Consider the following 24,384-nt stretch of genomic DNA (forward strand, 5'->3'; position numbering starts at 1 on the left):
AAAGGTGCAGGTGAGATGACCTACGTCCACAACAGACCGGAAGACTTCGTCCCCGAGGCCCTCCGCGGCCTCGTCAAGGCCCACCCCGGCCGGCTCCGCCAGGTCCCCGGCGGGATCGCCCGCGCGGAGGGCACCCGCCCCGGCAAGGTGGCGGTCGTCGTCGGCGGGGGATCGGGCCACTACCCGGCCTTCGCCGGGCTGGTCGGCGACGGCCTGGCCGACGCCGCCGTGTGCGGCGACATCTTCACGTCGCCGTCCACCCGCCAGGTCCTCGACGTGTGCCGCGCCGCCGACGCCGGCGCCGGCGTGTTCGTCACCTTCGGGAACTACGCGGGCGACGTGCTCAACTTCGGCGCCGCGGCCAGCCGCCTGCGGGCGCAGGGCACGGAGGTCACCATCCTCCTGGTGACCGACGACGTCGCGTCCGCCCCCGCCGACCGGGCCCACGAGCGCCGGGGCGTGGCCGGCGACCTCGTCGTCTTCAAGCTCGCCGGAGCCGCGGCCGAGGAGGGCGCCGACCTCGCCGAGGTGAACCGCCTCGCCGCGCGGGGCAACGCCCGCACGCAGTCCTTCGGGGTGGCGTTCGACGGCTGCACGCTGCCCGGCCAGGACCACCCGCTGTTCAGCCTGGAGCCCGGGACGGCCGGGTGGGGGCTCGGCATCCACGGCGAGCCGGGCGTGGGGGAGGAGGCCCGGCCGACGGCGGCCGCGCTCGCCGTCGAGCTCGTCGACCGCGTGCTCGCCGAACGCCCGGCCGACGCGGACGGGCGCGCCGCCGTGCTGCTCAACGGCCTCGGCGAGGTCAAGTACGAGGAGCTGTTCGTCCTGTGGGACAGCGTGCACGACCTGCTCGTGGAACGCGGCGTCACGATCGTCGCGCCGCTGGTGGGCGAGTACGTGACCAGCCTGGACATGGCCGGCTGCTCGCTGACCGTCACGTGGCTCGACGACGAGCTCGAGCGCCTGTGGCTCGCCCCCGCCGACACGCCCGGGTTCCACCACGGCGGATGGCGCCCCGCACCCGCGGCGGTCCCCGCGCCGCTGCCCACCGAGCCGGAGACCGAGCTGGTGCGCGCCTCCACGCCCGAGGGGATCGCCGCGGCGGGCATGGTGGCCGGCATCCTGCGCCGGGCCCAGGGCGCGCTGCACGACGCCGAGCAGATGCTCGGCGACCTCGACGCCGTGGCGGCGGACGGTGACCACGGCCGGGGCATGTGCCGCGGCATCGACGCCGCCGTCGACGCGGCCGACGCCGCCCTCGCGGCCGGGGCGGACGCGCCGTCCGTGCTGCGCCGCGCGGCCGACGCCTGGGCGGACAAGGCCGGCGGGACGTCGGGCGCGCTGTGGGGCGTGGGCCTGCTCGCGCTGGCCGACGCGCTCCCGGCGGACGCCCGCGTCGGCCTCGACCACCTCGTCGCCGGGATCACCGCGGCCCGGGACCAGGTGCAGGAGGTCGGCGGCGCACAGGTCGGGGACAAGACGATGGTGGACGCGCTGCACCCCGCCGTCGACGCGCTCTCCGCGGCCGCCGCCGCGGGCGCGACCCCCGCCGACGCGTGGCGCGCCACGGTCGAGGCCGCCCACCAGGGCGCGGCGTCGACCGAGAACATCGCGGCCCGCCGGGGCCGTGCACGGGTGCTCGGCGACAAGAGCCTGGGCGTCCCGGACCCCGGGGCGACCTCCCTCGCCCTGCTGCTGGGCGAGGCGGGTGCCGAGGCAGGCATCCCCGCGCCCACGACCTCGAAGGTGGAATCCTGATGGTGGACGGCCTGCGACTGGTGATCGGCTGCGACGACGCCGGGTACGAGTACAAGGAGATCCTGAAGCGGGACCTGGAGGCGGACGAGCGGGTCGCCTCGGTGGTCGACGTCGGCGTCGGCAGCGACGAGCACACCGCGTACCCCTACGTCGGCGCCGCCGCGGCCCGCCTGGTCGGCGCCGGGGAGGCGGACCGGGCCCTGCTCGTGTGCGGCACGGGTCTCGGCGTGGCGATCGCGGCCAACAAGGTGCCCGGCGTGCGGGCGGTCACCGCGCACGACTCCTTCTCGGTCGAGCGAGCGGTCCTGTCCAACGACGCGCAGGTGCTGTGCTTCGGGCAGCGTGTCGTGGGCATCGAGCTGGCCCGCCGCCTCACCCGCGAGTGGCTCGGCTACCGGTTCGACCCGGCGTCGCCGTCCGCGCCCAAGGTAATGGCGATCGGGGAGATCGAGGACCAGGCCGCGAGGAGCGACCCGGCGCCGAACCCGGCGTCCTGCGGCTGACTGCTGTTGGTAAACGTTTCAGTTCCAGAAAGGACATCATGATCAAGAGCATCAGCTCGGTCGCCGTCGTCGGCGCCGGGTACATGGGCGGGGGCATCGCGCAGTCGTTGGCGCTCGCGGGCCTGCCGGTCGTCATCGCGGACGTCTCGGCGGAGGCGACGCAGGCCGCGTACGCGCGGCTGCTCGCGGAGGCCCGCGAGTTCGAGGACGTGGGCCTCTACGACGCCGGTGCCACCGAGACGATCCAGGCCAACCTGACGACCGCCGCGTCCATCGAGGAGGCCGTCGCGGAGGCCGACTTCGTCGAGGAGGCGGTGTTCGAGTCGGTCGAGGTCAAGCACGACGTGCTGGGCCGGATCTCGGCGGCCGCCCGCCCGGACGCGATCATCGGCAGCAACACCTCGACCATCCCCGCGCGGGTGCTGGTCGAGGCGGTGTCGAACCCGGAGCGGTTCCTCACCGTGCACTTCTCCAACCCGGCGCCGTTCATCCCCGGGGTCGAGCTGGTCCTCAGCGAACGGACGGACCCGGAGGTCGTGCCGGTCGTGCGCGAGCTGCTGGCCCGGGCCGGCCGGCAGGGTGCGCTGGTGGCCGACGTGCCCGGGTTCGTGCTGAACCGCCTGCAGTACGTGCTGCTCAAGGAGGCGATGTCGATCGCGGAGGAGGGCATCGCGTCCCCGGAGGACATCGACACCGTCGTGCGCACGACCTTCGGTTTCCGGCTCGGCTTCTTCGGGCCGTTCGCCATCGCGGACCAGGCCGGGCTCGACGTCTACGCGGGAGGGTTCCGCACGTTCGAGGAGAACTTCGGTGAGCGCCTGGCGACGCCGGACCTCATCAAGGACGCCGTGGCGGGGGACCGCAAGGGCGTGAAGAACGGCAAGGGCCTGCTCCGGGACTACACACCGGAGCAGGCCAAGGCGCTGGTCGCGTACCGGAACAAGGCCTACGGGGAGATGGGCCGGCTCCTGCGGTCCCTCGGGCCCGCGCCGGCCTGACGGGGGCGCCCGCGCACAGACCGTGCGCGGGCCCCTTGGCCGATCAATAGATGACGTGTAATCTAATGACGTGTCATCTACTGAGGAGCAGGCCATGTCCACGAACGACCCCGTCGCACGTGTCTCCGTGATCAGCACGGGCTCCGTCTCGATCCGGCCGGAGCACGTCGGCCCCACGCGGAAGAACACCTACGTGTGGCTCTTCACCTCGACCCGGTGGACCGCGCCCCGGCCGATCAACGTCTACGTGATCGAGCACCGAGACGGCCTCGTGCTCTTCGACACCGGGCAGGACCGGGCCTCCGTGACCGACCCCGACTACTTTCCCCGGGGCCTCACCGGGCTGATCTACTCCCGCCTCGCGACGTTCGACATCGGCCCCGCCGACACCCTCGAAGCGGGCCTGTCGAGACTCGGGCACCGCCCGGAGGACGTGGACAAGGCGGTGATCTCGCACCTGCACCAGGACCACATCGGCGGACTACCCGTCCTGGGCGGGGCCGAGATCCTCGTCGGCGACCAGGAGTGGGACAGCCTCAACGAGCCGCTGCCCGAGGCGCGCGGCCTCCTGCGCTCCCACATCGACCTCCACGGGCTGCGCTGGAACCGGGTCACCCCGCGACCGCTGTCCGACCCCACGCTCGCGCCGTTCACCCACGGACACGACCTGTTCGACGACGGCAGCCTGGTGCTGCTGCCCACCCCCGGCCACACGCCGGGCTCGCAGTCCCTCCTGGTGCGCCGCCCGGGCCGCGCACCGCTGCTGCTCGTGGGCGACCTCACCTACGACGCCCGCCTGCTCGCCGCGGGCAAGCTCCCGGGTATCGGCGACAAGGGCCGGCTCCGCGACACCGTGGCGAAGGTCAACGCACTGCGCGAGGCCCAGCCCGGCCTGGTGGTCCTGGCCGCGCACGACCCACGCGCGGCAGACCTCCTCGCCGAGGCGCTCGCAGAGCCGGCCACCCGCTCATGAGGCCCGCCGAGGAGCTGCGCTACCTGATCCTGGCCGTCCAGCGGGAGGGCAACCGGATGCTGGCCGCGAACCTGCGTCCGCTGGGCGTCACCCCGTCGCAGGCCGAGGTGCTGCGGGTCCTGGCCGACCATCAGCCCCTGACCCTGGCCGGGCTCGGCGAGCTGCTCGTCTGCGAGACGGGTGGCAGCCCGAGCCGGCTGGTGGATCGCCTGGTCAGCATCGGTCTGGTCGACCGTGGCGCGGGCGAGGACGATCGCCGCCGGGTCGCACTCGCCCTGACCGACGACGGCCGCCGGCTCGCCGCGCGGGTCGCCGAGGTCGAGGAGCAGCTGTACGGGACGATCGACGACCTCACCAGGGGCACGCCGGTCGCCGAGGCGCTCACCCTGCTGCGCTCCTTCGCCGGGGCGTTCCCGTCGGGCCGGGCAGTCGTCCGCCGGGGCGGCCAGCCGGCGAGCGCACCCTGAGCGCCACCGGCAGCGCGAGCCTGCTCGTCGACGCGCCACGCCCGACGGTGCGCGCCGTCCTGCTCGACGCGCTCTCGCTGCCTGCGTGGAACCCGGCGTTCCTCAGAGTGACCGGCCAGTCCGAGGCCGGGCTCGCGGCCCCGTACCGGATCACGGTCCGTCCCGGGCTGTCGGGGGTCCTCACCTACGAGGCCGACGAACCGGGTCACGTCCGGATGGTGTGGCAGGTGCCGGGCTTCGCCGAGACGGCCGACTGGTGGCTCGACGCCGAGGGCGAGCGCACCCTCGTGCGGCACCACTTCACGCACCAGGGTCCGCTCGCCAGGGTTCTTCGGGAGGCCTACCAGGGCGTCGCCGGACTCCGGCTCGACCGCCTGCGCCGGGTGCTGACCGGCTGACGCCGACGCAGGGGCGGCATCAGCAGGCCTCGCCGACGATCGAGGGCCCGCCCGCGACGGTCGCGCGGGGCAGCCTGAGCGCGGCGGCGAGGACCAGCGCCGCGATGAGGCAGACCGCGGCGTCGACACCGACGGCGAGCCGGAGGCCGTCGAGGAGGCCCGCATCGAGGCGGCTCGCGACGACCGCGGACATCACGGGGGTGCCGAGCGTGATCCCTACCTGCTGGCTCATGCTCACCAGCCCGGTCGCCAGCCCCTGGCTGGCGGCGGGGACGCCGGCCGTCGACGCGACCGTGTAGCCGACGATCGCCACGAGGTTGGCCGCGCCGCCGACGAACGTGAGCAGCAGGAGCGGGACCACCCAGGCGTGCGACCGGTCGACGAACGCCAGCGGCGCCGTGGCCGCGGCCTGGACCAGGAACCCGAGGACGATCACCCGCTGGGCGCCGGTGCGCCGGATGAGCCGGGGCGCGAGCAGGCCGCCCACGACGGTGCCGACACCGAGGACGGCCAGCATCAGGCCTGCGGTGACGGAGTCGAAGCCCAGGAGATCCTGCAGGTAGAGGGTCAGGAGGAAGACCAAGGACGTCTCCGTCGCGAAGGCCAGCAGTCCGGCGGCGTTGCCCCACGCCACGTTCCTGCGGCGCAGCAGGTGCGGCGCGACCAGCGGAGCGGGGACCCGGTGCTCGACCACCCAGAACAGGCCCAGCAGTGCGACCGCACCGACGAGCGGGCCCCAGGCGGCCGGGTCCGACCAGCCGACCTCGCCCGCGCTGCTGATGCCGTAGACCAGCGCGAGGAGCGCCGAGGTCACCAGGAACGCACCGGGCACGTCGAGGCGGGGCCGGTGACCGACGGGCCGTTCACGCAGCACGAGCGGCGCCACGACGAGCACGGCGATCGCGACGACGACGTTGACGAAGAAGGCCCACCGCCAGCTCGTGGTGCCCGTGAGCACGCCACCGAGGACGGCGCCGGTGGTGAATCCGGCTGCCATGAGCGCGCCGTTCAGGCCGAGGGCACGGTCCCGGGCCGGCCCCTCGGCGAACATCGTGGCCAGCAGGGACAGCGCCGCGGGGGTGACCATCGCCGTCGCCAGGCCCTGGGCGACACGGGCACCGACGAGCGTCGCCGGGTCCTGCGCGAACCCGCCGAGCAACGACGACAGCCCCAGGACGACGATGCCGACCAGGAAGAGGCGACGTCGGCCGAACAGGTCGGCTACCCGGCCGAAGAAGAGCGTGAACCCGGCCGCGCACAGCGCGAACGACGTCACGATCCATTGCAGCTGGGCGGTCGCGAAGCCCAGGTCGTGCCCGATCCGCGGCAGGGCCACGTTGAGGATGGAGAAGTCGACGGCGAGCGTGAAGTTGGCGGTCAGCAGGACGGCCAGGGCCAGTCGCTCCGCCGCGGTGGACCTGCTGCCCTGGGTGCTGCGTCTTTCCGTGATGCGCTGAGTGCTCTGAGTCATGGGTCGAGCATCGGAGCAGGCCGGAGCACGGACCAGACCCCTGCGTCGCCTAGCACTGCCAGGGACAGGCTCGCCCTGCTCGGATGGGGGAGCATGGCGTCGTGAACCACTCCGCATCGAGCGACAGCCACGGCATCGGTGAGCTCGGCGAGTTCCTCCGCTCCCGCCGCGACCGGGTCGGCCCCGACGACGTCGGTGTCCGTACCTACGGACGCCGCCGGGTGCCGGGCCTGCGGCGGGAGGAGCTGGCCCAGCTCGCCGGCGTGTCGGCCACGTACTACACGCGCCTGGAGCAGGGGCAGTCGCAGAACGCCTCCGACGCGGTCATCGAGGCGCTGGCCCGGGCGCTGCGCCTGGACGAGGACGAACGCACCCACCTGTTCGCCCTCGCCCGGCCGGCCTCGGGCACACGGCGCCGCGTCCTGGAGGTTGAACAGCCCCAGGCGGGCGCCGTCCGGCTCCTGCACGCGATGCACGACGTGCCCGCGCTCCTGCTGGGCCGGAGCAACGACGTGCTCGCCTGGAACCATGCCGGACACCTGCTGATGGCGGGGCACCTGGACGTCGACGCGCCGGCGCGCCCCGACGACCGGCCCAACCAGCTCCGGATGCTGTTCCTGGACCTGCACACCCGTGAGCTGCACCGGGACTGGTACGACGAGGCGGCCGTCGCCGTGGCCTCGCTGCGCTACGTCGCCGCGCAGTTTCCCGACGACCGGGGCCTCATCGAGCTGGTCGGGGAGCTGAGCGTGCAGAGCACGGACTTCGCCGGCCTGTGGGCCGGGCAGACGGTTCGCCTCTGCACCAGCGGCACCCGGCGTTTCCACCACCCCGTGGTCGGCGACCTCGATCTTGAGTACGAGGTGCTGCACCTGCCCGAGGGCCACGGCCAGCGGATCCTCACGCACACCGCGGCGCCGGGCAGCGCGTCCGAGGCCGGGTTGCGTCTGCTGCTCGACGCATCAGGAGGTGACCGGGCCGCCGAGTGGTGAGCTGCTCGAGCTCGGCCCCGTCTCCGGCGGGCCGACCGGCCGTCGATCAGTTGTCGATCGGCCGTCGATCGGCTGTCGATCGGCTGTCGATCGCGACGCGTGAGGATCGGGGCGTAACCCCACCGAACGGAGCACTTCTCGATGTCCTCGAACGAACTCGACGTACCCACGCTGCGCGCGCAGCTCGACGGCGGCCTCGTGCTGCCCGGCGATCCCGACTGGGACGGCGCGCGCCAGGCGTGGCAGCTGACCGTCGACCAGCACCCGGAGGCGGTGGTCCTGGCGGCGAGCGCGCGGGACGTCGTGACCGCCGTGAACGCGGCTCGGGCGACGGGCCTGCGCGTGGCGGCGCAGGGCACCGGGCACAACGCGGGCCCGCTGGGCCCGCTGGCCGGCACCGTCCTGATCAAGACCTCGGGGATGCGAGGTGTCGTGATCGATCCCGAGGCGCGCACGGCTCGTGTCGAGGCGGGTGCGCTCTGGGGTGACGTCCAGGCCGCCGCGGCACCGTACGGCCTCGCCGGCCTGGCGGGCACCGCGGCGGACGTGGGCGTGGTGGGCTACACCCTCGGCGGCGGCCTGTCGTGGCTGGCCCGCAAGCACGGCCTGGCCGCGAACCAGGTCATGGCGGCCGACGTCGTGACCGCGGACGGCGTGCTGCGGCGCATCGACGCGCAGACCGAGCCGGACCTGTTCTGGGCGATCCGCGGGGGCGGCGGCAGCTTCGCGGTCGTCACGGCGCTCGAGTTCAACCTCTTCGAGTTCGGCGAGCCGCTCGGCGGCACGCTGTTCTGGCCGATCGAGCGGGCCGCCGAGGTGCTGCACGCGTGGCGAGCCTGGACGGAGACCGTCCCGGACGAGATCACGTCGGTCGGCCGCCTGCTGCGCTTCCCGCCGATGGAGGAGATCCCCGAGCCGGTCCGCGGCCGGTCGTTCGTGGTGGTCGAGCTGGTCTCCCTGCTGGACGCCGGCGCGACTGACGCCGTCCTCGCGCCGCTGCGCGCGCTGGCACCGGTCATGGACACCGTGCAGCCCTGCACGCCCCAGGCGCTGGCCGAGATCCACATGGACCCGCCGGGCCCCGTGCCCGGGACGGGCGACGGCCTCCTGCTGGACGAGCTGCCGGCCGAGGCGTTGGACGCCTACCTCTCCGTGACCGGTCCGAAGGCCAACTTCCCGGTGCTCAGCGCCGAGATCCACCACCTCGGCGGCGCCCTGGCGCCACAGCCGGCGCAGGGCGGCGCGGTCAGCGGGTTCGAGGCGGCTTATGCCGTGTTCTCCGTGTCGATCACGCCCGTCGAGGCGGCCGTGAAGGCGACGCACGGCAGCCTGGACGCCCTGGCCGAGGCCATGCGCCCCTGGTCGGCCGGCACCGGCTACCTGAACTTTGCCGAGCGCGCCGGCGGGGTGCCCTTCGCCGACCCCGGCACGCTCGACAGGCTCGGGCGGGTCAAGGCGACGTACGACCCCGCGGACGTCGTCCGCGGCAACCACCCGGTCGCGCCCGCGCGGGCCTGACCCCACCGGCGTCCTCCAGGCGGGGGTCAGCTCGCCGCGTACAGCTCGGCGCGGTCCCGCGGCACCGGCCACGCGTCGAGCTCGTCGGCGGCCTCCGGCTGGCGTCGGGCGAAGGCGCGCACGACCCCCGCCATCCGGTACGTGGTGCTGTGCGGCAGACCTGCCGGGCCGTTCTCGGTGAGCAGGCCGAGCTCGACGAGCGAGTCGAGGACGCTCCAGACGTCCTCGCACGGCAGGCCCAACGCGTCGGCGGCCTCGTGGATGGCGAAGGTCTCGCTCTCCAGCCCCGCGGTCCGCCGCAGTGCCCGCGCCTGGGCGGGCCGCAGGCGCAGGTAGGCCCGCAGGACGGGCGCCTCGGCGAGCAGGCAGTCGTCGTGCACCGTCTCGGCCGGGTTGGCGAGCTCGTGGGCGAGCTGGTCGGCCATCGCGGAGACGCTCCAGCGTGGGTGGGTGTTCAGCCGGCCGCCGATGAGGCGCAGCGACAGCGGCCAGCCGCAGGAGAGCGCGACCAGGCGCGCGGCGGCGCCGGGGTCGACGGCGAGCCGGTCCGGACCGGCGACGTGCGTCAGGAGCCGCAGCCCGTCGTCGTCGGGCAAGGGTCCGGCCTGGACCCACGTGGCGCTCACCGGCTCGGGGTGCCAGCGCCGCGCGACGAACAGCACCGCGCTGCCCGACGGCAGCACGGCGGTCAGCGTGCCGAGCGTGGTCGTGTCCTCCACGCCGTCCAGGACGGCCAGGACGGGCCGGCCCCCGGTCGCGTCCCGGAGCCTGATCGCCCGGGCGGTCGCCGAGTCGGGCACGTCGGCGGGCGGGACGCCGTAGGCGCCCAGCCAGGCACCGAGGATCTCGGTGAGGTCCCCGGACATCTGGTCGAGGTCTCCGTACAGCCGGCCGCCCGGGTAGTGGTCGACGGCGCGGTGGGCCGCCTCGACGACGAGCGCCGACCTGCCGAGGCCGTCGAGCCCGTGGACGCCGACGGTCGTGACCGTCCCGTCGGCGGGTGCGGCGAGCGCTCCGGCGATCCGGGCGAGCTCCGCGTGCCGGCCGGTGAAGTGGGGGAGGCGGGCGGGGAGCAGCGTGGGGCCCGCCTCCGCCGGGTCCGGCGTGTGCTCGGGCGCGGGCGGCACGTGCTCGGGCGCGGTCAGGAGGCCGGGGTCCGACACGAGGATGCGCTGGTGCGCGGCCCGGAGCGCGGGACCGGGATCGATGCCGAGCTCGTCGCGGAGCAGGGTCTCGCCCGCGCGGTACACGGCCAGGGCGTCGGCCTGCCGGCCCTGCCGGTACAGCGCGCGCATGAGCAGCTCCCTCAGCCGCTCCAGGAACGGGTGCTGCTCCACGAGCAGCGTCAGCTCCGCCGCGACGTCCTCCTGCCCGGCGTCGGTCCCGGCGTCGAGCATCGCCGCGAACCGGAGCTCGGTGGCGGCCAGGCGGGCGGCCTGCAGCCGGGCGCGCTGCCGCGCGAGGTACTCACCCGGCGCGCCGTCCAGACCGTCGCCCGTCCAGAGCGCGAGCGCCTGGGTGAGCGACGTCGCCGCCGCGCCCGGACTGCCGGCCGTCGCCTGGTCCCGCCCACGCGTCACGAGGTCCCGGAAGACCACGGCGTCGACGGATCCGGGCGGGGTGTGCACCGCGTACCCGGTTCCGGCCGTCTTGATCACGACGGCCGACCCGGCGAAGACCTGCCGCAGCCGGGAGACGTAGGTGCGCAGCGTGCCCCAGGCGCCCTTGGGCGGGACCTCGCCCCACAGCGCGTCGATGAGTTCCTCGCCGGGCACGACACGACCCTCGTGCAGCAGGAGGACGGCGAGCACCGCACGTTGTTGCGGGGAGCCGAGCGGTACCTCTGTCCCGTCCCGCCACAGGCGGACAGGGCCGAGCAGGGCCAGGTGCAGATCGGACATGAGGGTTCGCTTCCCAGGTCGCGCGCGGACGTCGAGAGGAGGCCGATCGACGCCCCAGGCTAGCGGAGCACGGGACCCCGCCGAGCGGTGTGCAGGTATCTGTGAGTGCAGGGAAGTGCGTCCGGGTCCCCTGATACATGCGCCCGGGGTGATCAAGCCGCGGGCGGGGGCTGTGTGGGGTACCGGGTCAGCCGTTCGTTCGCCAGACCGGACCGAAGTCACCACGGGTGCCCGGCGTCGCATCGTTCAACGCCGTGACCAGTTCGTCGACGCGCTTGCCGGTCATCTCGTCATCCAGGGAGTGGTCGACCGCGTCGGGGTCGGGGGACGGCGGCTTGCTCCGGACCGAGCCCTGAACCTCTCCGACGCCCAGCTCGGTGCCGTCGTAGGGGATGACGGAGTCCGAACCAAGGCCGCGCCAACTCGCTGGGTACCGGGTCCCGCCGTCGGTGAACCCGGGCTCGTACACCAGCGCCATGACATAGGTGTGGTCCACCTCGACGCGCGGTTCGTCGGCGCCGGTCATCTCGATCCGCTCGCCGTCCTGGAGCGACCATCCCCAGCCGCTCCACTCGAACGTCGTGGGCGCGTCGTGGCGCGGGTCTGCCGACGTCCACACCACGTCATCGACCCGCATGGTCACCATGCGGTCCACCGAGCCCTCGCCGTTGGCCTCGTCCTCGCCGTCGAGCGGCAGGGCCTCGTCATCCACTGCCGTGGCGATCACGACGTGATCGGCGTAGGTCACCCAGTCCTCGGCCGTGGCGTTCGGATATCGGTCACTACCCTCGGCGGTCACCGGGCCGCCGCCCGCGCACCCTGCCGTGCCGACCACGAGCCCCGTCAGTGCGGCGCCGACAAGGGTCCATTGCACGTGTGGCGCCACATGTCTCGACATCGCCGCTCCTGGTAGCTCACCTCGACAGTGGTTATGTGTCGCGATCCCGGGTCGTCTTGCGTCAAGCCTCTCACCGCAGCACCGCCGACAGCAGCTCCGTGCCCAGCGTCGTCATCGCCGACCGGTCCAGGGTGTGGTGGACGTAGCGGCCGCGCCGGCGGCCCGTGAGCAGCCCGGCGCGACGCAGGACGGCCAGGTGGCGGGACACCTCCGGGGGCGAGAGCTCCCAGGCGTGGGCGAGCTCGCTGGTGGTGTGCGGGCCGCGGGCCAGGGTGCGTACCAGCCGCAGCCGCACCGGGTGGGCGAGCGCCTCCAGCCGCCGCGTGACCGTCTCCAGCGATACCGGCTCGGCCGCATTTGCCTCGGCGACCGGGTACTGCACCACCGGCCGCCACCCGGACGCGTGGACCACGATCAGGTGCGGGCGGCCGAAGACGGTCGGGACGAAGGTGAGCCCGCTCCTGTGGGCGGCGGCCGCGTCGTCCTGGAGCTTGTCCACGACGATGCTGTCGCCGTCCGGCGCCAGGGTGACCGCGTCGGAGACCGAGGCGAGTGCCGCCGCGGTGCTCTGGCGCCTCAGCAGGTCGTTCTTCAGGCGCAGGTCGGTGGCGAGCCGCTCGGCGACGCCCGCCCAGGCGGCGTCGAAGAACGCGTCGGCGCACTGTTCGAGGGTGCTGCGCACCCGGGTGCGCACGGCGGCCGGGTCCGCGAGCAGCCGTTCGGCGAAGGCCTCCTGCTGCGGGCCGCGGGCCTGGGCGAGGTCCAGGGCCCGTTCGCGGGCGGTCGTGTCGGCGAGCGGGGACGGCCCCGCGAAGTGGACCCGGTTGCTGCCGCACGTCGTGACGAGGGCGGACCTCACGTACGTCTCGTCGTCGATCAGGTCCACGTCGTCCAGCTCCTCGACGAGGGTCGGCCGGGGACGGGCGGGGACCAGGAAGTCGGCTCGTGAGGAGCGCCAGAGGAACTCCGCCTCCCGCAGCCGCTCGGCCAGCTCCGGCCGGAGCCCGGCCCACACGTCCGCGGCCCAGGCGGCGTGCCGCGGATGGTGCCCGGGTTCGGCCAGCACGTGCAGCATCGCGGTGAGCTCGGCCAGCGGGGAGGCGGCGAACCGCAGTCGTTCGGGCGGCAGGCCGCTGATGTCGATCCTCAACGTCACCCCCTGATGATCCCCGACCGTCCTGGCGGTGGCGTCGTCGATTGACGGTGTCCGTCAATCGACGTGCCCCGCCCGGGGCGCCGAACGCACTGTTGGCGCCATGGCAACCACGAAGATCCAGGTCCGCGCCCTCGTCCGCGCCTCCGGCGGCCCCCGCTACGCCGCCGCGCTGGCCGTCGACGCGCTCGGCACCGGGATGATGCGGCCGTTCCTGCTGCTCTACGGCGTGACCGTGCTGGAGCTGTCCGCGCCGGCCACCGGTATCGCGATGACGGTCGGCATCGTCGTGGGTCTGGGGTGCATGCCCGCGGTCGGCCGATGGCTGGACCGGGGCGCGCGCAGCACCGTCGTGGCGGCGTCGATGCTGGTGCGGGTCGTGGGTGTCGTGCTGCTGCTCGCCACCCCGGCGGGGCACCTGTGGCCGTTCGCGACGGCGGCGCTCTTCCTCGGCGTCGGCAACCAGGCGTGGCCGGCCGCTCACGCGGCGCTCGTGGCCACGGTCGCCCACGGCCGGGAGCGTGACGCCGCCCTCGCGGCAGGCCGGGCCCTGCGCAACGCCGGCCTGGGCGTGGGCGGGCTGCTGGCCACCGCGTGCCTGACGGGTGGCACCACCGTGCTGCGGGTGCTGGCCGTCGTCACCGGGGTCGCCTATCTGACCGCCGCCGCACTGGCGTGGTCCGTCCGCCTGCGCGCGCGTCCGGCCGCAGCCCCAGCCGCCGCCCCGGGCGACGGCGGGGGCGACGACGGGGCGGACGGCGGGCGTGCCAGGCCCGCACCCCGCCTGCGCGCGCTGCTGGCGGCCAACGTGATCTACGCCTTCTGCCTCAACGTCCCCGAGGTCGCGCTCCCGCTCGTCCTGGTGACCCAGCTCGACACCTCCCCGGTGTGGTCGGGAGCCGTCTTCGTGGCGAACACGGTGCTGGTGGTCACCCTGCAGGTCCCGGTCACCGTCCTGATGTCCCGCTTCTCCCGGCGGACGGCGCTGGCGCTCGCCGGCGGGGTCCTCACCGCCTCCTACCTCGGCTTCCTCGTGGTCACGTCGGTGGTCACGTCAGTGGCCACGTCGCCGGGGCACGGCTGGGCCGCCCCCGCCGTCGTCGCGGTGTCCGTGGTCTGCACCCTCGGCGAGATCATCTACGCGGGCAGCGTCACCGCGCTGGTCACCGTCCTGGCCCCGGCGGACGTCCTGGGCCGTGCGCTCGCGCGGCTCCAGCTCTCCACGGGCTTCGGCCTCGCCGTCTCCCCGGCGGTCATCACCGCGCTCGCGCCTCACGGACCGGCCGTCCTCTGGGGCGGCCTCGCCGCCGCGACGCTCGCCTCCGCCACCGTCGTCGCCGTCGAGAAGGAGTCGCCGTCGAGAAGGGCCGGGTCACCTGGATCGGGTGACACCGCCGTCGCCGCGCGCCCCTAGGGTCGCGGCCTGGATGGTCGGTCTCGGCGCGAAGCTGCTCGGCGACGGCATCTCTACGCTGTAGCCCGGCGCGTCGGCTCCGGTGCTGTGCGCGCCTGGTCGCGGAACGCCGAGGGCGACGACCCGACGACCCGGCGGAACGCGGTGCTGAACGCGCTCTCGGACTGATAGCCCGTGGCCCGCGCGAGCTCCGAGATCGACAGCGTGCCGCGGGCGAGGGCGTCGCGCGCGAGGTTCATGCGCCAGCGGATCAGGTAGTCCAGGGGAGGGACGCCGACGTGGCTCTTGAAGGCCTGGGCGAACGCGGAGCGTGACATGTGGCTGACGTCGGCAAGCTCCTGGAGCGTCCAGGAGTGCGCGACGTCGGCGTGCACGGCGCGCAGGGCGGCGCCGATGCCGTCCTCGTTCAGGGCGCCCAGCCAGCCGGTGGGCCGGTCCGTCCGGCCGGCGTGCGCGCGCAGCATGTGCACGAGCAGGATCTGCGCGAGGTGGCTCTCCACCAGCGGGCCGCCGGCGGCGGTGGCCTCGACCTCGGAGGCCAGGAGCGCGATCAGCTGTCCCAGCTCCAGGCCGCGCGGGTCGGCCGCGCGGACGATCACGAGCGGCGGCAGGAGATCGGTCAGGAGGGAGGCGTTGCCGTCGTCGAACGCGATGTGCCCGACGCAGAGGTACAGGTCCTCCTCGGGCTCCTCGGGCTCCGGGCCGATGCGCACGGAACCGTCCTCGGCACGGGCCCACACCTGCTCCGCGGGACGCGTCCGCGCGCCGGGCGTGCTGGCCAGCACGTAGGGCGGCGGGTTGCCCAGCATGAAGGTGTCACCCTCGTGCAGCAGCACCGGCGCGTGCCCGTCCAGGACCAGCCAGCAGCTGCCGCGCACCAGGCCGCCGATCCGCACGTGCGGGAACTGGTCGAACCGCAACCCCCACTCGCCCGCGGCGTGCAGGCTCGGCCCGACCACCGTGCGGGGCCGGAGCAGGCTGATCGCGTCAGCCACCGGATCGCTGAAACCGAGCATACCGAGCTCCCTGGACGATCGATAACGAATTCTGGACTATCCGTTATGGATGATACCCGTGCGGTTCTGCAGGATCGAGGCCTGAGCAGATCCGCGACGGAAGGGAACGGGCAGATCCACATGGGACAGCTTGAGGGCAGGACGGCGGTCGTGACCGGCGGCAGCACCGGCATCGGTCTGGCCACCGCGGTGCGGCTGGCGCAGGAGGGCGCGTACGTGTTCGTCACCGGTCGGCGGGCGGCCGAGCTGGAGGCGGCGGTCCGGACCATCGGGGCGGACCGGGCCACCGCGGTCGTCGGCGACATCGCCGAGCCGGCGGACCTGGACCGGCTCTACGCCGCCGTCCGGGCCCGGGGCCGGGGGCTGGACGTGCTGGTGGCGAACGCGGCGGTCGGCTCGTTCGTGACGCTGGAGGAGACCACCGAGGAGCACTTCGACCAGACCTTCGCGGTCAACGTGCGGGGCACGCTGTTCACCGTGCAGAAGGCGTTGCCGCTGCTCAACGCGGGCGCCTCCGTGATCCTGACCGGGTCCACGGCCGCCGACCGGGGGATGGAGGCGTTCGGCGCGTACTCGGCGTCGAAGGCCGCGGTCCGGTCGTTCGCGCGGACCTGGTCCAACGAGCTCAAGGGGCGCGGCATCCGGGTGAACGTCGTCTCGCCGGGGTTGATCGACACCCCCGGCGGCACCGCCGTCAACGGTGGTGAGGAGGCGATGCCGGCGATCCGGGACTATGCCGCCGCGACCGTGCCCAAGGGCCGGATGGGGCAGCCCGAGGAGGCCGCCGCGGTCATCGCGTTCCTCGCCTCGGAACAGAGCAGCTACGTCGTCGGCAGCAACCTCTACGTCGACGGCGGCACCAACCAGGTCTGAGCGCCGGGCGGGGCCGCCTCGTGCCTACAGGTGGTCCGCGTAGAAGCCGGCCAACCGGTCGACGGCGGCGTCGACGTACTCGGGAACGTCGTACATCTCGTAGTGGCCGGCGCCGTCGACGACCATCAGGTCCACGGGGTTCGGCGCCATCTTCCAGAGCCGCATGCCGGACTCGTAGGAGCCGGTGTTGCCGATGCGCCCGGCGAGGACGACCTGCAGCGGCTGCGTCATGAGCTGGTCGACCAGGTGGAACGCGTCGTAGCCGAGCAGCAGGGAGTCCCCGCGCGCCAGGCGCCGGTTGGTCGAGCGCTCGTGGCGGCCCCGCGCGGTGCGGTAGTAGGTGATCGCCTGGGTCGTGTCGAGGTCCGTCAAGCCGGCCGCCGCGGCGTCCTGCAGGGTGTCGGGCAGCCAGTTCTCCCGGGCCTGCTCGCCGGTGCGGTTCTCCTGGCTGCGCGCCTCGGCCAGGGCGTCGAGCGCCGCGGCCGGGCCGTCCGGCTGGAACCCGCGGAAGGACGTGCCCATGTTGCCGGGGACCACCGTGCCGACGGCCTTGATCCGATGGTCGGTCCGGGCGGTGTGCACCGCGTAGCCGCCACCGGCGCAGATACCGAGCACGCCGATGCGCCGGGGGTCGATGCCGGGCAGCGTCTCCAGCGTGTCGATCGCGTACGAGATGTCCTCGCCGCGCCGGTAGGGGTCCTCGAGATCGCGGGGCTCGCCACCGCTCTGCCCCTGGTGGGCGGGGTCGAACACGAGCGCCGCGAAGCCCCGGGCGGCCAGCCGGGCGGCGTAGTTCGCGCCGATCTGCTCCTTGACGCTGCTGCCCGGCGTCGAGAGCACGACGGCGCGCAGAGGCGCCTCGCCGTCCTGGTCGTCCGGGAGGTGGAGGTCGGCCGCGAGCTCGATCGGGCCGCGGGGGATCGTGAGGTGCTGAAGCATGGGTCGAGAGCCTCTCGGGTCAATTTCGTTCCGTGATGCGCTAGTCCAAGATGGCGGGTAGTACAGTGTGGAACTATATTGACCGTACCACCCAGAACCAGGAGGTCGCATGCCAGTCGACGCCGCGCAGCTCTGGACGCTGAACCACCGCCTGCTCACCGCCGTCCTCGACGAGTGCAGCGCCGAGCTGGAGGAGCTCGGGCTCGAGCCGAAGGAGTTCTTCGTCCTCGCCGAGGTGGCCGCGTCGCCCTACCCGGCCCAGCTCGCCACGGCCCTCGTGATCCCGAAGGCGAGCGTCACGGTCTACGTGCGCAACCTCGTCGCCAAGGGGTTCATGCGGCGCGAGATCGACGACGCCGACCTCCGCCGCCACCGGCTCGTGCTCACGGCCGACGGTATCGCCGCACGGGACCGCTCCTTCGCGGCGCTCGCGGCGGCGTTCGAGCGCAGGCTGGCACTGATCGGGCCAGGCGACCGCGCCGAGCTCGCCCGCATCCTGACGGCCCTGCTCGCCCCCGCCCCGCAGGCGGCACCGTGAGCGCCGGTCACGGGAGCGCCGACCCTGCGAGCACCGGTCACGGGAGCACCGACGACGGCAGAACCGGGGAGCGGGCGACCCGGCCGTGGACCGAGGCCGAGCTCGCCCTGCTCGCCCGGACGGAGCTCATCCGCGTCGCGGGGGCTCGCGACGACGGGACGCTGCGGTCGTTCGCGCTCGTCGGGCACGTCCGGCTCGGCCGGGACGAGCTGGTCCGTTCGCTCAACGGGCCCGACGGCGGGTGGTACCGCGGCGCGATCCGGTCGGGCCACGGTGAGATCGACGTCGACGGGCGGCGCATCGCGGTCGCTTTCGTCCGGGACGTCGGGCGTGCGGCGGCCGTCGACCAGGCGCTGCGTGACCGCTACGGCCACGACGCCGGCGTCCGCCGGATGACCCGTGCGCCGGCGCGCGACGCGACGCTCCGCGCGGTCCCGCTGCGGACCGACGGGTGATCAGGCGTCTTCGCGCAGGTACAGGTCGCGCAGCAGGCCGATCTCGCCGCCGTGGTGCGACACCTCGACCAGGGCGTGCAGCGCGAGCTTCAGGTAGGTCTCCTCGGCCCAGCCGCCGGGGCCCCGGCCGATCGGCGCCAGCAGGCGCGCGTCGTCCATGGCGGCGATCCGGGAGATGAACTGCTCCCAGTCGTCGTCGAGCGCCTGGATGCCCTCCTTGGCGGTGCCCGGCCACTCGTGGCGGTCGGGGAACTCGGGGGCGTCGTCGAAGAAGTGGATCACGTAGCCGCGCAGGCAGAGGCTGCCGATGTGCCAGATGCGCCAGGCGATCGTCGTGACGGGATCCGGCTCGCCCGGGGCCGGCTGCGGAAACAGGTCGGCGACGCGGTAGACCCCGTCGTCACCGCGGCGGATGCTGAGGCAGTCGCTGACCGGCTCCCAGTGGTACTCGGCGTCGGTCAGCCCCTCGAGGCGTCCGAACAGCCGGGTCCGGGCGCGCTCGAAGATCGCGAGGATGTCCCGTGTGGCGGGTCCGTGCGTGGTCACGCCCAGGAACCTACCAAGCGGGGGCGGCAGGGCGGGGAGCAGGCCTTTGCCGGCGCCGCCGTCGAGTCAGCCGCCGACTCAGGCGACGACGGACAGCGCCAGGGCCGCCAGGCCCACGGTCGGTACCGCGGCGACCAGGCCCCAGGCGGCGAAGCGGCCCCAGGGGACCGGGACGCCGAGCGCGACGACGCGCTGGTGCCACAGCAGGGTCGCCAGCGAGGCCCACGGCGTGACCAGCGGGCCGAGGTTCACGCCGATCAGGAGCGCCATGAGGACGACGGGGTCGCCCCCGGCGATCGGCTCCAGCACCAGGTAGGCGGGCAGGTTGTCGATGCCGTTGGCGGCGAGCGCGCCCAGCCCCGCGACGCGCAGCAGCTCGCCCGGGCCGTGGCCCGCGCCGGTCACCGCGGTCAGCAGGGCGGTGAGGCCGTGGGCGTGCGCCGTCTCGACCAGGACGAACAGCGACGCGGCGATCCCGAGCGCCTGCCACGGCACCAGCGCCGGCCGCAGCGCGCCGGGCCGTCGGACGAGGAAGAGCACGGCGAGCACGACGGCGGCGGCCGTCGCGGGGACCCACACGTGCGGCGTGAGCGCGAGCAGCGGGAGCAGCACCAGCAGCACGAGGCCCGCGCCCCAGAACAGCACCGGGTCGGCGGGGACGCGCTGCGGGGGAACCTCGTAGGCCGAGAACAGGACGCCCCGGTACCGGAGCGTCAGGATCGCGACGGGCACGATGACGCCCACCAGGGCCGGCGCCCAGCTCAGCGCGAGGAACGCGGAGGGGTGGTCGCCCATCGCCGGCGCGGCGAGCAGGTTCGTCAGGTTGGAGACCGGCAGCAGCAGCGAGGCCGTGTTCGCCAGCCAGATGGTCGCCAGCGCGAACGGCAGCGGTGAGATCCGGATGCTCTGCGCGAGCAGCACGACGAGCGGCGTCAGGATGACCGCGGTGGTGTCGAGCGAGAGGAACACGGTGCTGACCACCGCCAGCAGCACGACCCACACCCACAGCACGACCATCCGCCGTCGGCCCCAGCGGCCGAGGAGCTGCGCGAGCACCTCGAACACCGAGGCGTCGCGCGCCAGCTCGGCGACGATCGTGATGGCCACCACGAAGCCGAGCACGGGGGCGGTGCGCGCGGCGACGGCGCGGGCGTCGGGTGCCGGCAGCAGGCCGCTCAGCACGCAGGCGGCCGCGAGGACGACCATCGCGAGAACGATCCACGTGCTCGGACGAGGTCGGGTGCGCGCGCCGTTCACGCGCTGAGCATACGGATCCGCAGGAGGGCGGCCGACCACGAGGCGCGGCCGTCCTCCTGCGGGTTGTGACCGGTCAGGCGCCGTCCCTCACGGCGTCAGGCCTGGTCCGAACGCTGGACCTCGGCCCACCACGTGTCGAAGTCGACGCCCCGCTCCTTCGCCAGCTTCTCCAGCCTGGCCTTGGTCGGGGGCTGGAAGAGCTTCGGCTTGATCGTGCGGTCGGCCGTGGCGTACTTCTGCTGGAGCTTCGCCTGCTCGGCGGCCCCGGCTTCCGCCTCGGCGAGCACCGCGCTGGTCGCCGCGACGCTCGCGCCGGTCAGCACGCCGCTGACCAGCGGCAGGTAGCCGTTGGCGTGACCGAGGCGGTTGGGGTGGTACGACTCCTGGACGGGGTTCGAGAAGCCGTTGATCCACTCCGTCGAGTCGCAGACGGCGTGGCCGGTGAACCGGCTGACCGGGTTGACGAACGTGAACCCCCGGGCGGAGGCGGCCGTCGCGAGGACCGAGTTGATGTGCACGACGGCGTTGTTGAGCGCGGTCTCGTCCTCCGGGCTGAAGAAGGTCGCCAGGTTGCAGTCCTCGCCCATGAAGATCTTCGGGTAGCCGACGACGACCACCTTCGCGTTGGGCGCCCTCGTCCTGATGGAGGCGTAGAGCGTGTTGAGCCGGCCCGGGAGGGTGCCGGAGATGAACGAACGGGCCGCGGCGACCGTCCCGGCGCAGTCGCTGGCCCACGCCGGCAGGGCGCACTCGGTGAGCACGTCGGCGAACCCGGCGTCGTTGCCGCCCACCGAGATCGTGACGTACCGCGTGCCGGTGCCCAGCGCACTGATCTGGGTGCTCGTCACGTCGGCCACGACCGCCCCCGAGCAGGCCCGGAAGTTGAGGCTGTAGCCCTTGGCCGCCGCGGTCAGGCTGGCGTAGGCGTAGGTGGAGCGCAGGCACTCGGTGCCGTCGTCGATGTACGTCCTGGTGCCGGTGCCCGAGGAGTAGGAGTCGCCGAGGGCGACGTAGGACTCGCCGGCGGCGTACGACGGCGGGGCCGGCGCCGTCACCAGACCGATCGTGACGAGACTTGTCGCCGCCAGGGCGGCGAGGACGCGGAAGAGACGTTGCTTCATGGGGCAGCTCCCCTAAGGGTCCGTCGAGCCACGCCAGTTGTGGCTCGATCGCTACCTTTATAGGAGATTTCACCCAACGTACACAATGTCTGGAGCATGAATAATTCAAGTCATGGTCAGCAATGTTCCATCACCCGACCATCAGGGGGCGATCCGACCGCCTGGCTGACTCACCCACGCCAATCTGCCGAGTCAGCCAGGTAGTCCGACCAGCAGGCTGACTCGGCATCCGCCTGTTGCCGAGTCAGTGGGGTGGTCCGACCAACTAGCTGACTCGGCAAATCGGCGTGCTGCTCCTGGCCGGGCCTGCGACAGTGGTGGGAGTGCAACTCGTCAGGGGGACGGTCGGTGACCGGCGGTGCCTTCGGGCGGAAGGAACGGCCATGCCAGACCAGGCAGTCGTGGCCCGCGGCATCGAACGACACTTCGGTGACAACCGGGCCGTGGCCGGCGTGGACCTCAGCGTCGAGGCCGGCGAGGTCTACGGGTTCCTGGGCCCCAACGGCGCCGGGAAGTCGACCCTCACCCGCGTGCTCTGCACGCTCCTGGCCCCGACGCGAGGAACGGCGCAGGTGGCCGGGCACGACGTGGTCGACGACGCCACCGCCGTCCGGCTGTGCATCGGGGTGGCGCTGCAGGAGGCGGCGCTCGACGACAAGCAGACCGGCCTGGAGATGCTGCGCCTGCAAGGGCGCTTCTACGGGCTGACCGCGCGCGAGACCGCCCAGCGGGTCGCGGCGCTGCGCGAGCTCATCGACATCGGCGACGCCCTCGACGACCGGGTGGCGACCTACTCCGGCGGCATGAAACGACGCCTCGACGTGGCGCTCGCGCTGGTGCACAACCCCAAGGTCCTGTTCCTCGACGAGCCCACCACCGGGCTCGACCCGATCAGCCGCGCGGCCGTCTGGGCCGAGATCCGGCGGCTCAACCGGGACCTCGGCATGACCGTCTTCCTCACCACCCAGTACCTCGAGGAGGCCGACGCCCTGGCCGGCCGCGTCGGCATCATCAACCACGGCCTGATCGTCGCCGAGGGCACACCCGAGGAGCTGAAGCGCACCATCGGTACCGACGTCGTGGTCGTGGACGTCGCCGACCGGCCCGGGTCGGCACGCACCGCGCTGGCCGGCGTCGGCGGCATCCGGAGCATCGACGTCGACGCCCACCGGCTGATGATCTCCGTCGAGGACGGCGCCCGGGCCATCAGCCCGGTGGCGCTCGCCCTCGACCGTTCGGGCATCCGGGTCCGCGAGCTCGCCCTGCGGCGTCCCACCCTGGACGACGTGTTCTTCCGGGTCACCGGCGAGCGGATCGGCGACGACGACGAGCAGGCACGGACATGACGAGGGGCGGCTCTGAGGAAAGGACGGCCATGAGCACCGAACCGAGCACGCGCGACGTGGGGCAGCGGACCGTCCAGGGTCGCCCCGCCGGCTTCTGGCGGGACCTCTCGTCGGTCGCGATCCGGGCCCTGCGGCAGATCCCCCGGGAGCCGGAGGCGATCATCCCCGCGCTCGTCATCCCGCTCTTCTTCTTCGTCGTCAACGTCGGCGCGCTGTCCGACGTCGCCTCCATGGCCGGCATCGACGACTTCAAGGCGTTCCAGATCCCGGTGGCGATCGTCTTCGCGGTCACCGGCATCTCCCGGGCGAGCGCGCTGGTCACGGACATCACCGGTGGCTACTTCGACCGGCTCCTGCTCACGCCGATGCACCGCACGTCGCTCCTGCTGGGCCTGATGGTCGCGGACCTCGTCCTGGTGGTCGCGCTGTCGGTCCCCGTGCTGGCGCTCGGGTTCGCGCTCGGCGTCCGGTTCGCCACGGGGGTGGCCGGAGTGCTCGCCTTCCTGGTGCTGGCCGGGTTCTGGGGCCTCGCCTTCACCGGGTTCCCCTACGCGATCGCGCTGCGCACCGGGAACCCCGCCGCCGTCAGCTCCAGCTTCCTGCTGTTCTTCCCCTTCGCCTTCCTGACGACGTCCTTCCTCCCGCTGGACGCGCTGACCGGGTGGCTGGCCACCATCGCGGTCTACAACCCCGTCACGTACCTGCTCGCAGCCCTGCGGTCACTGATCATGGACGGCTGGGACGGCACGGCACTCTGGCAGGGTGCCGCGTCGATCGCCGCGGTCGCGCTGGTCAGCTTCACCGTCGCGTTCCGGGCGCTCGCGGGGCGCACGTCGCGCACCTGACGCCCGCGGCGCGGCAGTCCCGGGCGCGGACCTACGGCTGCCCGATCCGCTCGCCGTCCACCCAGACCTCCAGCTCGGCGCTCTTCTCGGGCCAGAAGCAGACCAGCCCGGCGACTCCCGCCGCCTCGCGCAGCGGGGTCTCGTACCCCCAGACCGCGTCGTGCACCTTGAGGTCGCCCGCGGTCACGGACCAGTACCGCGCCGTGCCCTTGTAGGGGCAGTAGCTCACGGCGTCGGTCGGGCTGAGCAGGTCCATGCGCACGTCGACCCGCGGCAGGTAGAACCGGGGCACCAGGCCGGTCTCGGTCAGGATCACCGGCCGGTGCGACTCGGCGACGACCTCGCCGCCCAGCACCACCCGCACGTGACGGCTGGAGTGCAGCGTGTCGACCCGGACGTACGGGCTGCGCGCGTGGAAGTGGATCACCTCGTCCTCCTCGAGCCAGGTGTCCATGGCCGTCCAGGTCAGCGTGTACGCGCCGCGCATGTCCTGGGTCGGCGCCTGGGGGAACCGCTGGGCGGCGCGCCGCAGGACGCGGTCGCCGAGCACGACGTCGAACACCTCGCTCGGCCCGAGCACCCCCGAGCGCTCGCCCTCTCCGGCCGGGCGCAGCTCCGCCCGGACATTCTCCGGCGCGAAGAAGTACCGGGGCGCGTACGAGTACTCCCACACCAGCAGGGGTGCGGCGGCGTCGGCGACCACGTCACCCTCGCTCAGGGCGCGGATCCGGGTCAGGCCCCGTTGGACCGTCCCGGGCTGGATCACGAACGGGTTCTGCACGATGTCGGTCACTGCTCACCTCTCGTCGTCGGTCGCGCCCTCGCGATCGCGGACGAGCACGTCCGCGGGCACCTCACCCGGACGCCAACCCCGCGGACGGCGGGAATATTTCACCCGAAATCGCCGGTCCCTGACCCGCAGGTGATCTCCGGGTGATCTTCGGGTGATCTCGGGCGCCGGGGCGATCAGCGCCGCCCCGCCCGCCCTCTCTCCTGGCAGCGGC

The 24,384-nt window shown here is 73.4% G+C and carries 24 protein-coding genes; 14 read left to right on the forward strand and 10 right to left on the reverse strand.

The genetic code is table 11. The annotated features are described in order from the left end of the window. The first annotated feature begins 15 nt into the window (after nt 1–15). The 6 genes from ACH45N_RS14545 to ACH45N_RS14570 all read left to right on the forward strand — a co-directional run bounded on the left by ACH45N_RS14545 (nt 16) and on the right by ACH45N_RS14570 (nt 5,097). Nucleotides 16–1,758, forward strand: a complete 1,743-nt coding sequence (locus ACH45N_RS14545; RefSeq protein ID WP_397394998.1) for a dihydroxyacetone kinase family protein — start codon at nt 16–18, stop codon at nt 1,756–1,758. After that, on the forward strand, nt 1,758–2,261 hold the full coding sequence (locus ACH45N_RS14550) for a ribose-5-phosphate isomerase (protein ID WP_397395001.1): 504 nt from the start codon (nt 1,758–1,760) through the stop codon (nt 2,259–2,261). The genes ACH45N_RS14545 and ACH45N_RS14550 overlap by 1 nt, the downstream gene beginning before the upstream one ends. Before the next feature lie 38 nt (nt 2,262–2,299). Next, nucleotides 2,300–3,259, forward strand: coding sequence for a 3-hydroxyacyl-CoA dehydrogenase family protein (locus ACH45N_RS14555; protein ID WP_397395004.1), 960 nt, complete (start codon nt 2,300–2,302; stop codon nt 3,257–3,259). Nucleotides 3,260–3,353: 94 nt separating this feature from the next. Next, nucleotides 3,354–4,232 carry an N-acyl homoserine lactonase family protein gene (locus tag ACH45N_RS14560; protein WP_397395007.1) on the forward strand — a complete coding sequence of 293 codons (879 nt, stop codon included), beginning with the start codon at nt 3,354–3,356 and terminating at the stop codon, nt 4,230–4,232. Beyond that, nucleotides 4,229–4,699, forward strand: a complete 471-nt coding sequence (locus ACH45N_RS14565; RefSeq protein ID WP_397395010.1) for a MarR family winged helix-turn-helix transcriptional regulator — start codon at nt 4,229–4,231, stop codon at nt 4,697–4,699. Before ACH45N_RS14560 ends, ACH45N_RS14565 begins: the two co-directional genes overlap by 4 nt. Nucleotides 4,700–4,746: 47 nt before the next feature. Then, complete coding sequence (locus tag ACH45N_RS14570) at nt 4,747–5,097, forward strand: hypothetical protein (RefSeq protein WP_397395013.1); 351 nt, start codon at nt 4,747–4,749, stop codon at nt 5,095–5,097. Between the two features lie 19 nt (nt 5,098–5,116). On the opposite strand, the gene ACH45N_RS14575 is transcribed toward ACH45N_RS14570, so the two are convergent. Then, nucleotides 5,117–6,568 carry an MFS transporter gene (locus ACH45N_RS14575; RefSeq protein WP_397395015.1) on the reverse strand — a complete coding sequence of 484 codons (1,452 nt, stop codon included), beginning with the start codon at nt 6,566–6,568 and terminating at the stop codon, nt 5,117–5,119. Nucleotides 6,569–6,669: 101 nt separating this feature from the next. Between ACH45N_RS14575 and ACH45N_RS14580 the strand changes: the two genes are divergently transcribed. Next, nucleotides 6,670–7,560: a helix-turn-helix transcriptional regulator gene (locus tag ACH45N_RS14580; protein ID WP_397395018.1), complete on the forward strand. Its 891-nt coding sequence runs from the start codon at nt 6,670–6,672 to the stop codon at nt 7,558–7,560. Nucleotides 7,561–7,701: 141 nt separating this feature from the next. Next, nucleotides 7,702–9,078, forward strand: a complete 1,377-nt coding sequence (locus ACH45N_RS14585; protein ID WP_397395021.1) for an FAD-binding oxidoreductase — start codon at nt 7,702–7,704, stop codon at nt 9,076–9,078. Nucleotides 9,079–9,104: 26 nt separating this feature from the next. Here ACH45N_RS14585 and ACH45N_RS14590 read toward each other — a convergent pair whose 3' ends face one another. The 3 genes from ACH45N_RS14590 to ACH45N_RS14600 all read right to left on the reverse strand — a co-directional run bounded on the left by ACH45N_RS14590 (nt 9,105) and on the right by ACH45N_RS14600 (nt 13,033). Then, nucleotides 9,105–10,979: a BTAD domain-containing putative transcriptional regulator gene (locus ACH45N_RS14590; protein WP_397395023.1), complete on the reverse strand. Its 1,875-nt coding sequence runs from the start codon at nt 10,977–10,979 to the stop codon at nt 9,105–9,107. Between the two features lie 187 nt (nt 10,980–11,166). Beyond that, complete coding sequence (locus ACH45N_RS14595) at nt 11,167–11,853, reverse strand: hypothetical protein (RefSeq protein ID WP_397395025.1); 687 nt, start codon at nt 11,851–11,853, stop codon at nt 11,167–11,169. Between the two features lie 94 nt (nt 11,854–11,947). After that, nucleotides 11,948–13,033, reverse strand: coding sequence for a DUF5937 family protein (locus ACH45N_RS14600; protein ID WP_397395027.1), 1,086 nt, complete (start codon nt 13,031–13,033; stop codon nt 11,948–11,950). A gap of 100 nt (nt 13,034–13,133) precedes the next feature. Between ACH45N_RS14600 and ACH45N_RS14605 the strand changes: the two genes are divergently transcribed. Then, nucleotides 13,134–14,444 (forward strand): MFS transporter, encoded by a 1,311-nt coding sequence (locus ACH45N_RS14605; protein ID WP_397395029.1) that lies wholly within the window; start codon nt 13,134–13,136, stop codon nt 14,442–14,444. Nucleotides 14,445–14,497: 53 nt separating this feature from the next. On the opposite strand, the gene ACH45N_RS14610 is transcribed toward ACH45N_RS14605, so the two are convergent. Further along, a complete protein-coding gene (locus ACH45N_RS14610; RefSeq protein ID WP_397395031.1) occupies nt 14,498–15,460 on the reverse strand; it encodes an AraC family transcriptional regulator in 963 nt (320 codons plus the stop codon). A gap of 120 nt (nt 15,461–15,580) precedes the next feature. Between ACH45N_RS14610 and ACH45N_RS14615 the strand changes: the two genes are divergently transcribed. Further along, nucleotides 15,581–16,333 carry an SDR family NAD(P)-dependent oxidoreductase gene (locus ACH45N_RS14615; RefSeq protein WP_397395033.1) on the forward strand — a complete coding sequence of 251 codons (753 nt, stop codon included), beginning with the start codon at nt 15,581–15,583 and terminating at the stop codon, nt 16,331–16,333. A 24-nt stretch (nt 16,334–16,357) separates the two neighbouring features. Here the strand turns inward: ACH45N_RS14615 and ACH45N_RS14620 are convergent, their stop codons facing one another. Beyond that, nucleotides 16,358–17,272 (reverse strand): alpha/beta hydrolase, encoded by a 915-nt coding sequence (locus tag ACH45N_RS14620; RefSeq protein ID WP_397395035.1) that lies wholly within the window; start codon nt 17,270–17,272, stop codon nt 16,358–16,360. A gap of 109 nt (nt 17,273–17,381) precedes the next feature. Between ACH45N_RS14620 and ACH45N_RS14625 the strand changes: the two genes are divergently transcribed. Next, nucleotides 17,382–17,810, forward strand: coding sequence for a MarR family winged helix-turn-helix transcriptional regulator (locus ACH45N_RS14625; RefSeq protein WP_397395037.1), 429 nt, complete (start codon nt 17,382–17,384; stop codon nt 17,808–17,810). Further along, on the forward strand, nt 17,807–18,265 hold the full coding sequence (locus tag ACH45N_RS14630; RefSeq protein WP_397395039.1) for a DUF2255 family protein: 459 nt from the start codon (nt 17,807–17,809) through the stop codon (nt 18,263–18,265). The genes ACH45N_RS14625 and ACH45N_RS14630 overlap by 4 nt, the downstream gene beginning before the upstream one ends. On the opposite strand, the gene ACH45N_RS14635 is transcribed toward ACH45N_RS14630, so the two are convergent. The 3 genes from ACH45N_RS14635 to ACH45N_RS14645 all read right to left on the reverse strand — a co-directional run bounded on the left by ACH45N_RS14635 (nt 18,266) and on the right by ACH45N_RS14645 (nt 21,189). After that, nucleotides 18,266–18,811 (reverse strand): DinB family protein, encoded by a 546-nt coding sequence (locus ACH45N_RS14635; RefSeq protein ID WP_397395041.1) that lies wholly within the window; start codon nt 18,809–18,811, stop codon nt 18,266–18,268. A 78-nt stretch (nt 18,812–18,889) separates the two neighbouring features. Beyond that, nucleotides 18,890–20,068: an SLC13 family permease gene (locus ACH45N_RS14640; protein ID WP_397395043.1), complete on the reverse strand. Its 1,179-nt coding sequence runs from the start codon at nt 20,066–20,068 to the stop codon at nt 18,890–18,892. 95 nt (nt 20,069–20,163) lie between these two features. Beyond that, nucleotides 20,164–21,189 (reverse strand): SGNH/GDSL hydrolase family protein, encoded by a 1,026-nt coding sequence (locus tag ACH45N_RS14645; protein ID WP_397395045.1) that lies wholly within the window; start codon nt 21,187–21,189, stop codon nt 20,164–20,166. A gap of 383 nt (nt 21,190–21,572) precedes the next feature. Between ACH45N_RS14645 and ACH45N_RS14650 the strand changes: the two genes are divergently transcribed. Beyond that, nucleotides 21,573–22,535 (forward strand): ATP-binding cassette domain-containing protein, encoded by a 963-nt coding sequence (locus ACH45N_RS14650; RefSeq protein ID WP_397395047.1) that lies wholly within the window; start codon nt 21,573–21,575, stop codon nt 22,533–22,535. Between the two features lie 29 nt (nt 22,536–22,564). Continuing rightward, nucleotides 22,565–23,380, forward strand: coding sequence for an ABC transporter permease (locus ACH45N_RS14655; RefSeq protein WP_397395049.1), 816 nt, complete (start codon nt 22,565–22,567; stop codon nt 23,378–23,380). Nucleotides 23,381–23,411: 31 nt separating this feature from the next. Here ACH45N_RS14655 and ACH45N_RS14660 read toward each other — a convergent pair whose 3' ends face one another. Continuing rightward, nucleotides 23,412–24,173, reverse strand: coding sequence for a DUF427 domain-containing protein (locus ACH45N_RS14660; RefSeq protein WP_397395051.1), 762 nt, complete (start codon nt 24,171–24,173; stop codon nt 23,412–23,414). Between the last annotated feature and the right edge of the window lie 211 nt (nt 24,174–24,384).

It is taken from the genome of Promicromonospora sp. NPDC019610 (genome assembly GCF_044389365.1).
Classification (GTDB): Bacteria; Actinomycetota; Actinomycetes; order Actinomycetales; family Cellulomonadaceae; genus Promicromonospora.

What these genes read in the sequence shown, in the direction of transcription:
- ACH45N_RS14545 (WP_397394998.1), top strand. Translation starts at nt 16, where the DNA reads ATGACCTACGTCCACAACAGACCGGAAGACTTCGTCCCCGAGGCCCTC.
- ACH45N_RS14550 (WP_397395001.1), top strand. Translation starts at nt 1,758, where the DNA reads ATGGTGGACGGCCTGCGACTGGTGATCGGCTGCGACGACGCCGGGTAC.
- ACH45N_RS14555 (WP_397395004.1), top strand. Translation starts at nt 2,300, where the DNA reads ATGATCAAGAGCATCAGCTCGGTCGCCGTCGTCGGCGCCGGGTACATG.
- ACH45N_RS14560 (WP_397395007.1), top strand. Translation starts at nt 3,354, where the DNA reads ATGTCCACGAACGACCCCGTCGCACGTGTCTCCGTGATCAGCACGGGC.
- ACH45N_RS14565 (WP_397395010.1), top strand. Translation starts at nt 4,229, where the DNA reads ATGAGGCCCGCCGAGGAGCTGCGCTACCTGATCCTGGCCGTCCAGCGG.
- ACH45N_RS14575 (WP_397395015.1), bottom strand. Translation starts at nt 6,568, where the DNA reads ATGACTCAGAGCACTCAGCGCATCACGGAAAGACGCAGCACCCAGGGC.
- ACH45N_RS14585 (WP_397395021.1), top strand. Translation starts at nt 7,702, where the DNA reads ATGTCCTCGAACGAACTCGACGTACCCACGCTGCGCGCGCAGCTCGAC.
- ACH45N_RS14590 (WP_397395023.1), bottom strand. Translation starts at nt 10,979, where the DNA reads ATGTCCGATCTGCACCTGGCCCTGCTCGGCCCTGTCCGCCTGTGGCGG.
- ACH45N_RS14605 (WP_397395029.1), top strand. Translation starts at nt 13,134, where the DNA reads ATGGCAACCACGAAGATCCAGGTCCGCGCCCTCGTCCGCGCCTCCGGC.
- ACH45N_RS14610 (WP_397395031.1), bottom strand. Translation starts at nt 15,460, where the DNA reads ATGCTCGGTTTCAGCGATCCGGTGGCTGACGCGATCAGCCTGCTCCGG.
- ACH45N_RS14615 (WP_397395033.1), top strand. Translation starts at nt 15,581, where the DNA reads ATGGGACAGCTTGAGGGCAGGACGGCGGTCGTGACCGGCGGCAGCACC.
- ACH45N_RS14620 (WP_397395035.1), bottom strand. Translation starts at nt 17,272, where the DNA reads ATGCTTCAGCACCTCACGATCCCCCGCGGCCCGATCGAGCTCGCGGCC.
- ACH45N_RS14625 (WP_397395037.1), top strand. Translation starts at nt 17,382, where the DNA reads ATGCCAGTCGACGCCGCGCAGCTCTGGACGCTGAACCACCGCCTGCTC.
- ACH45N_RS14645 (WP_397395045.1), bottom strand. Translation starts at nt 21,189, where the DNA reads ATGAAGCAACGTCTCTTCCGCGTCCTCGCCGCCCTGGCGGCGACAAGT.
- ACH45N_RS14650 (WP_397395047.1), top strand. Translation starts at nt 21,573, where the DNA reads ATGCCAGACCAGGCAGTCGTGGCCCGCGGCATCGAACGACACTTCGGT.
- ACH45N_RS14655 (WP_397395049.1), top strand. Translation starts at nt 22,565, where the DNA reads ATGAGCACCGAACCGAGCACGCGCGACGTGGGGCAGCGGACCGTCCAG.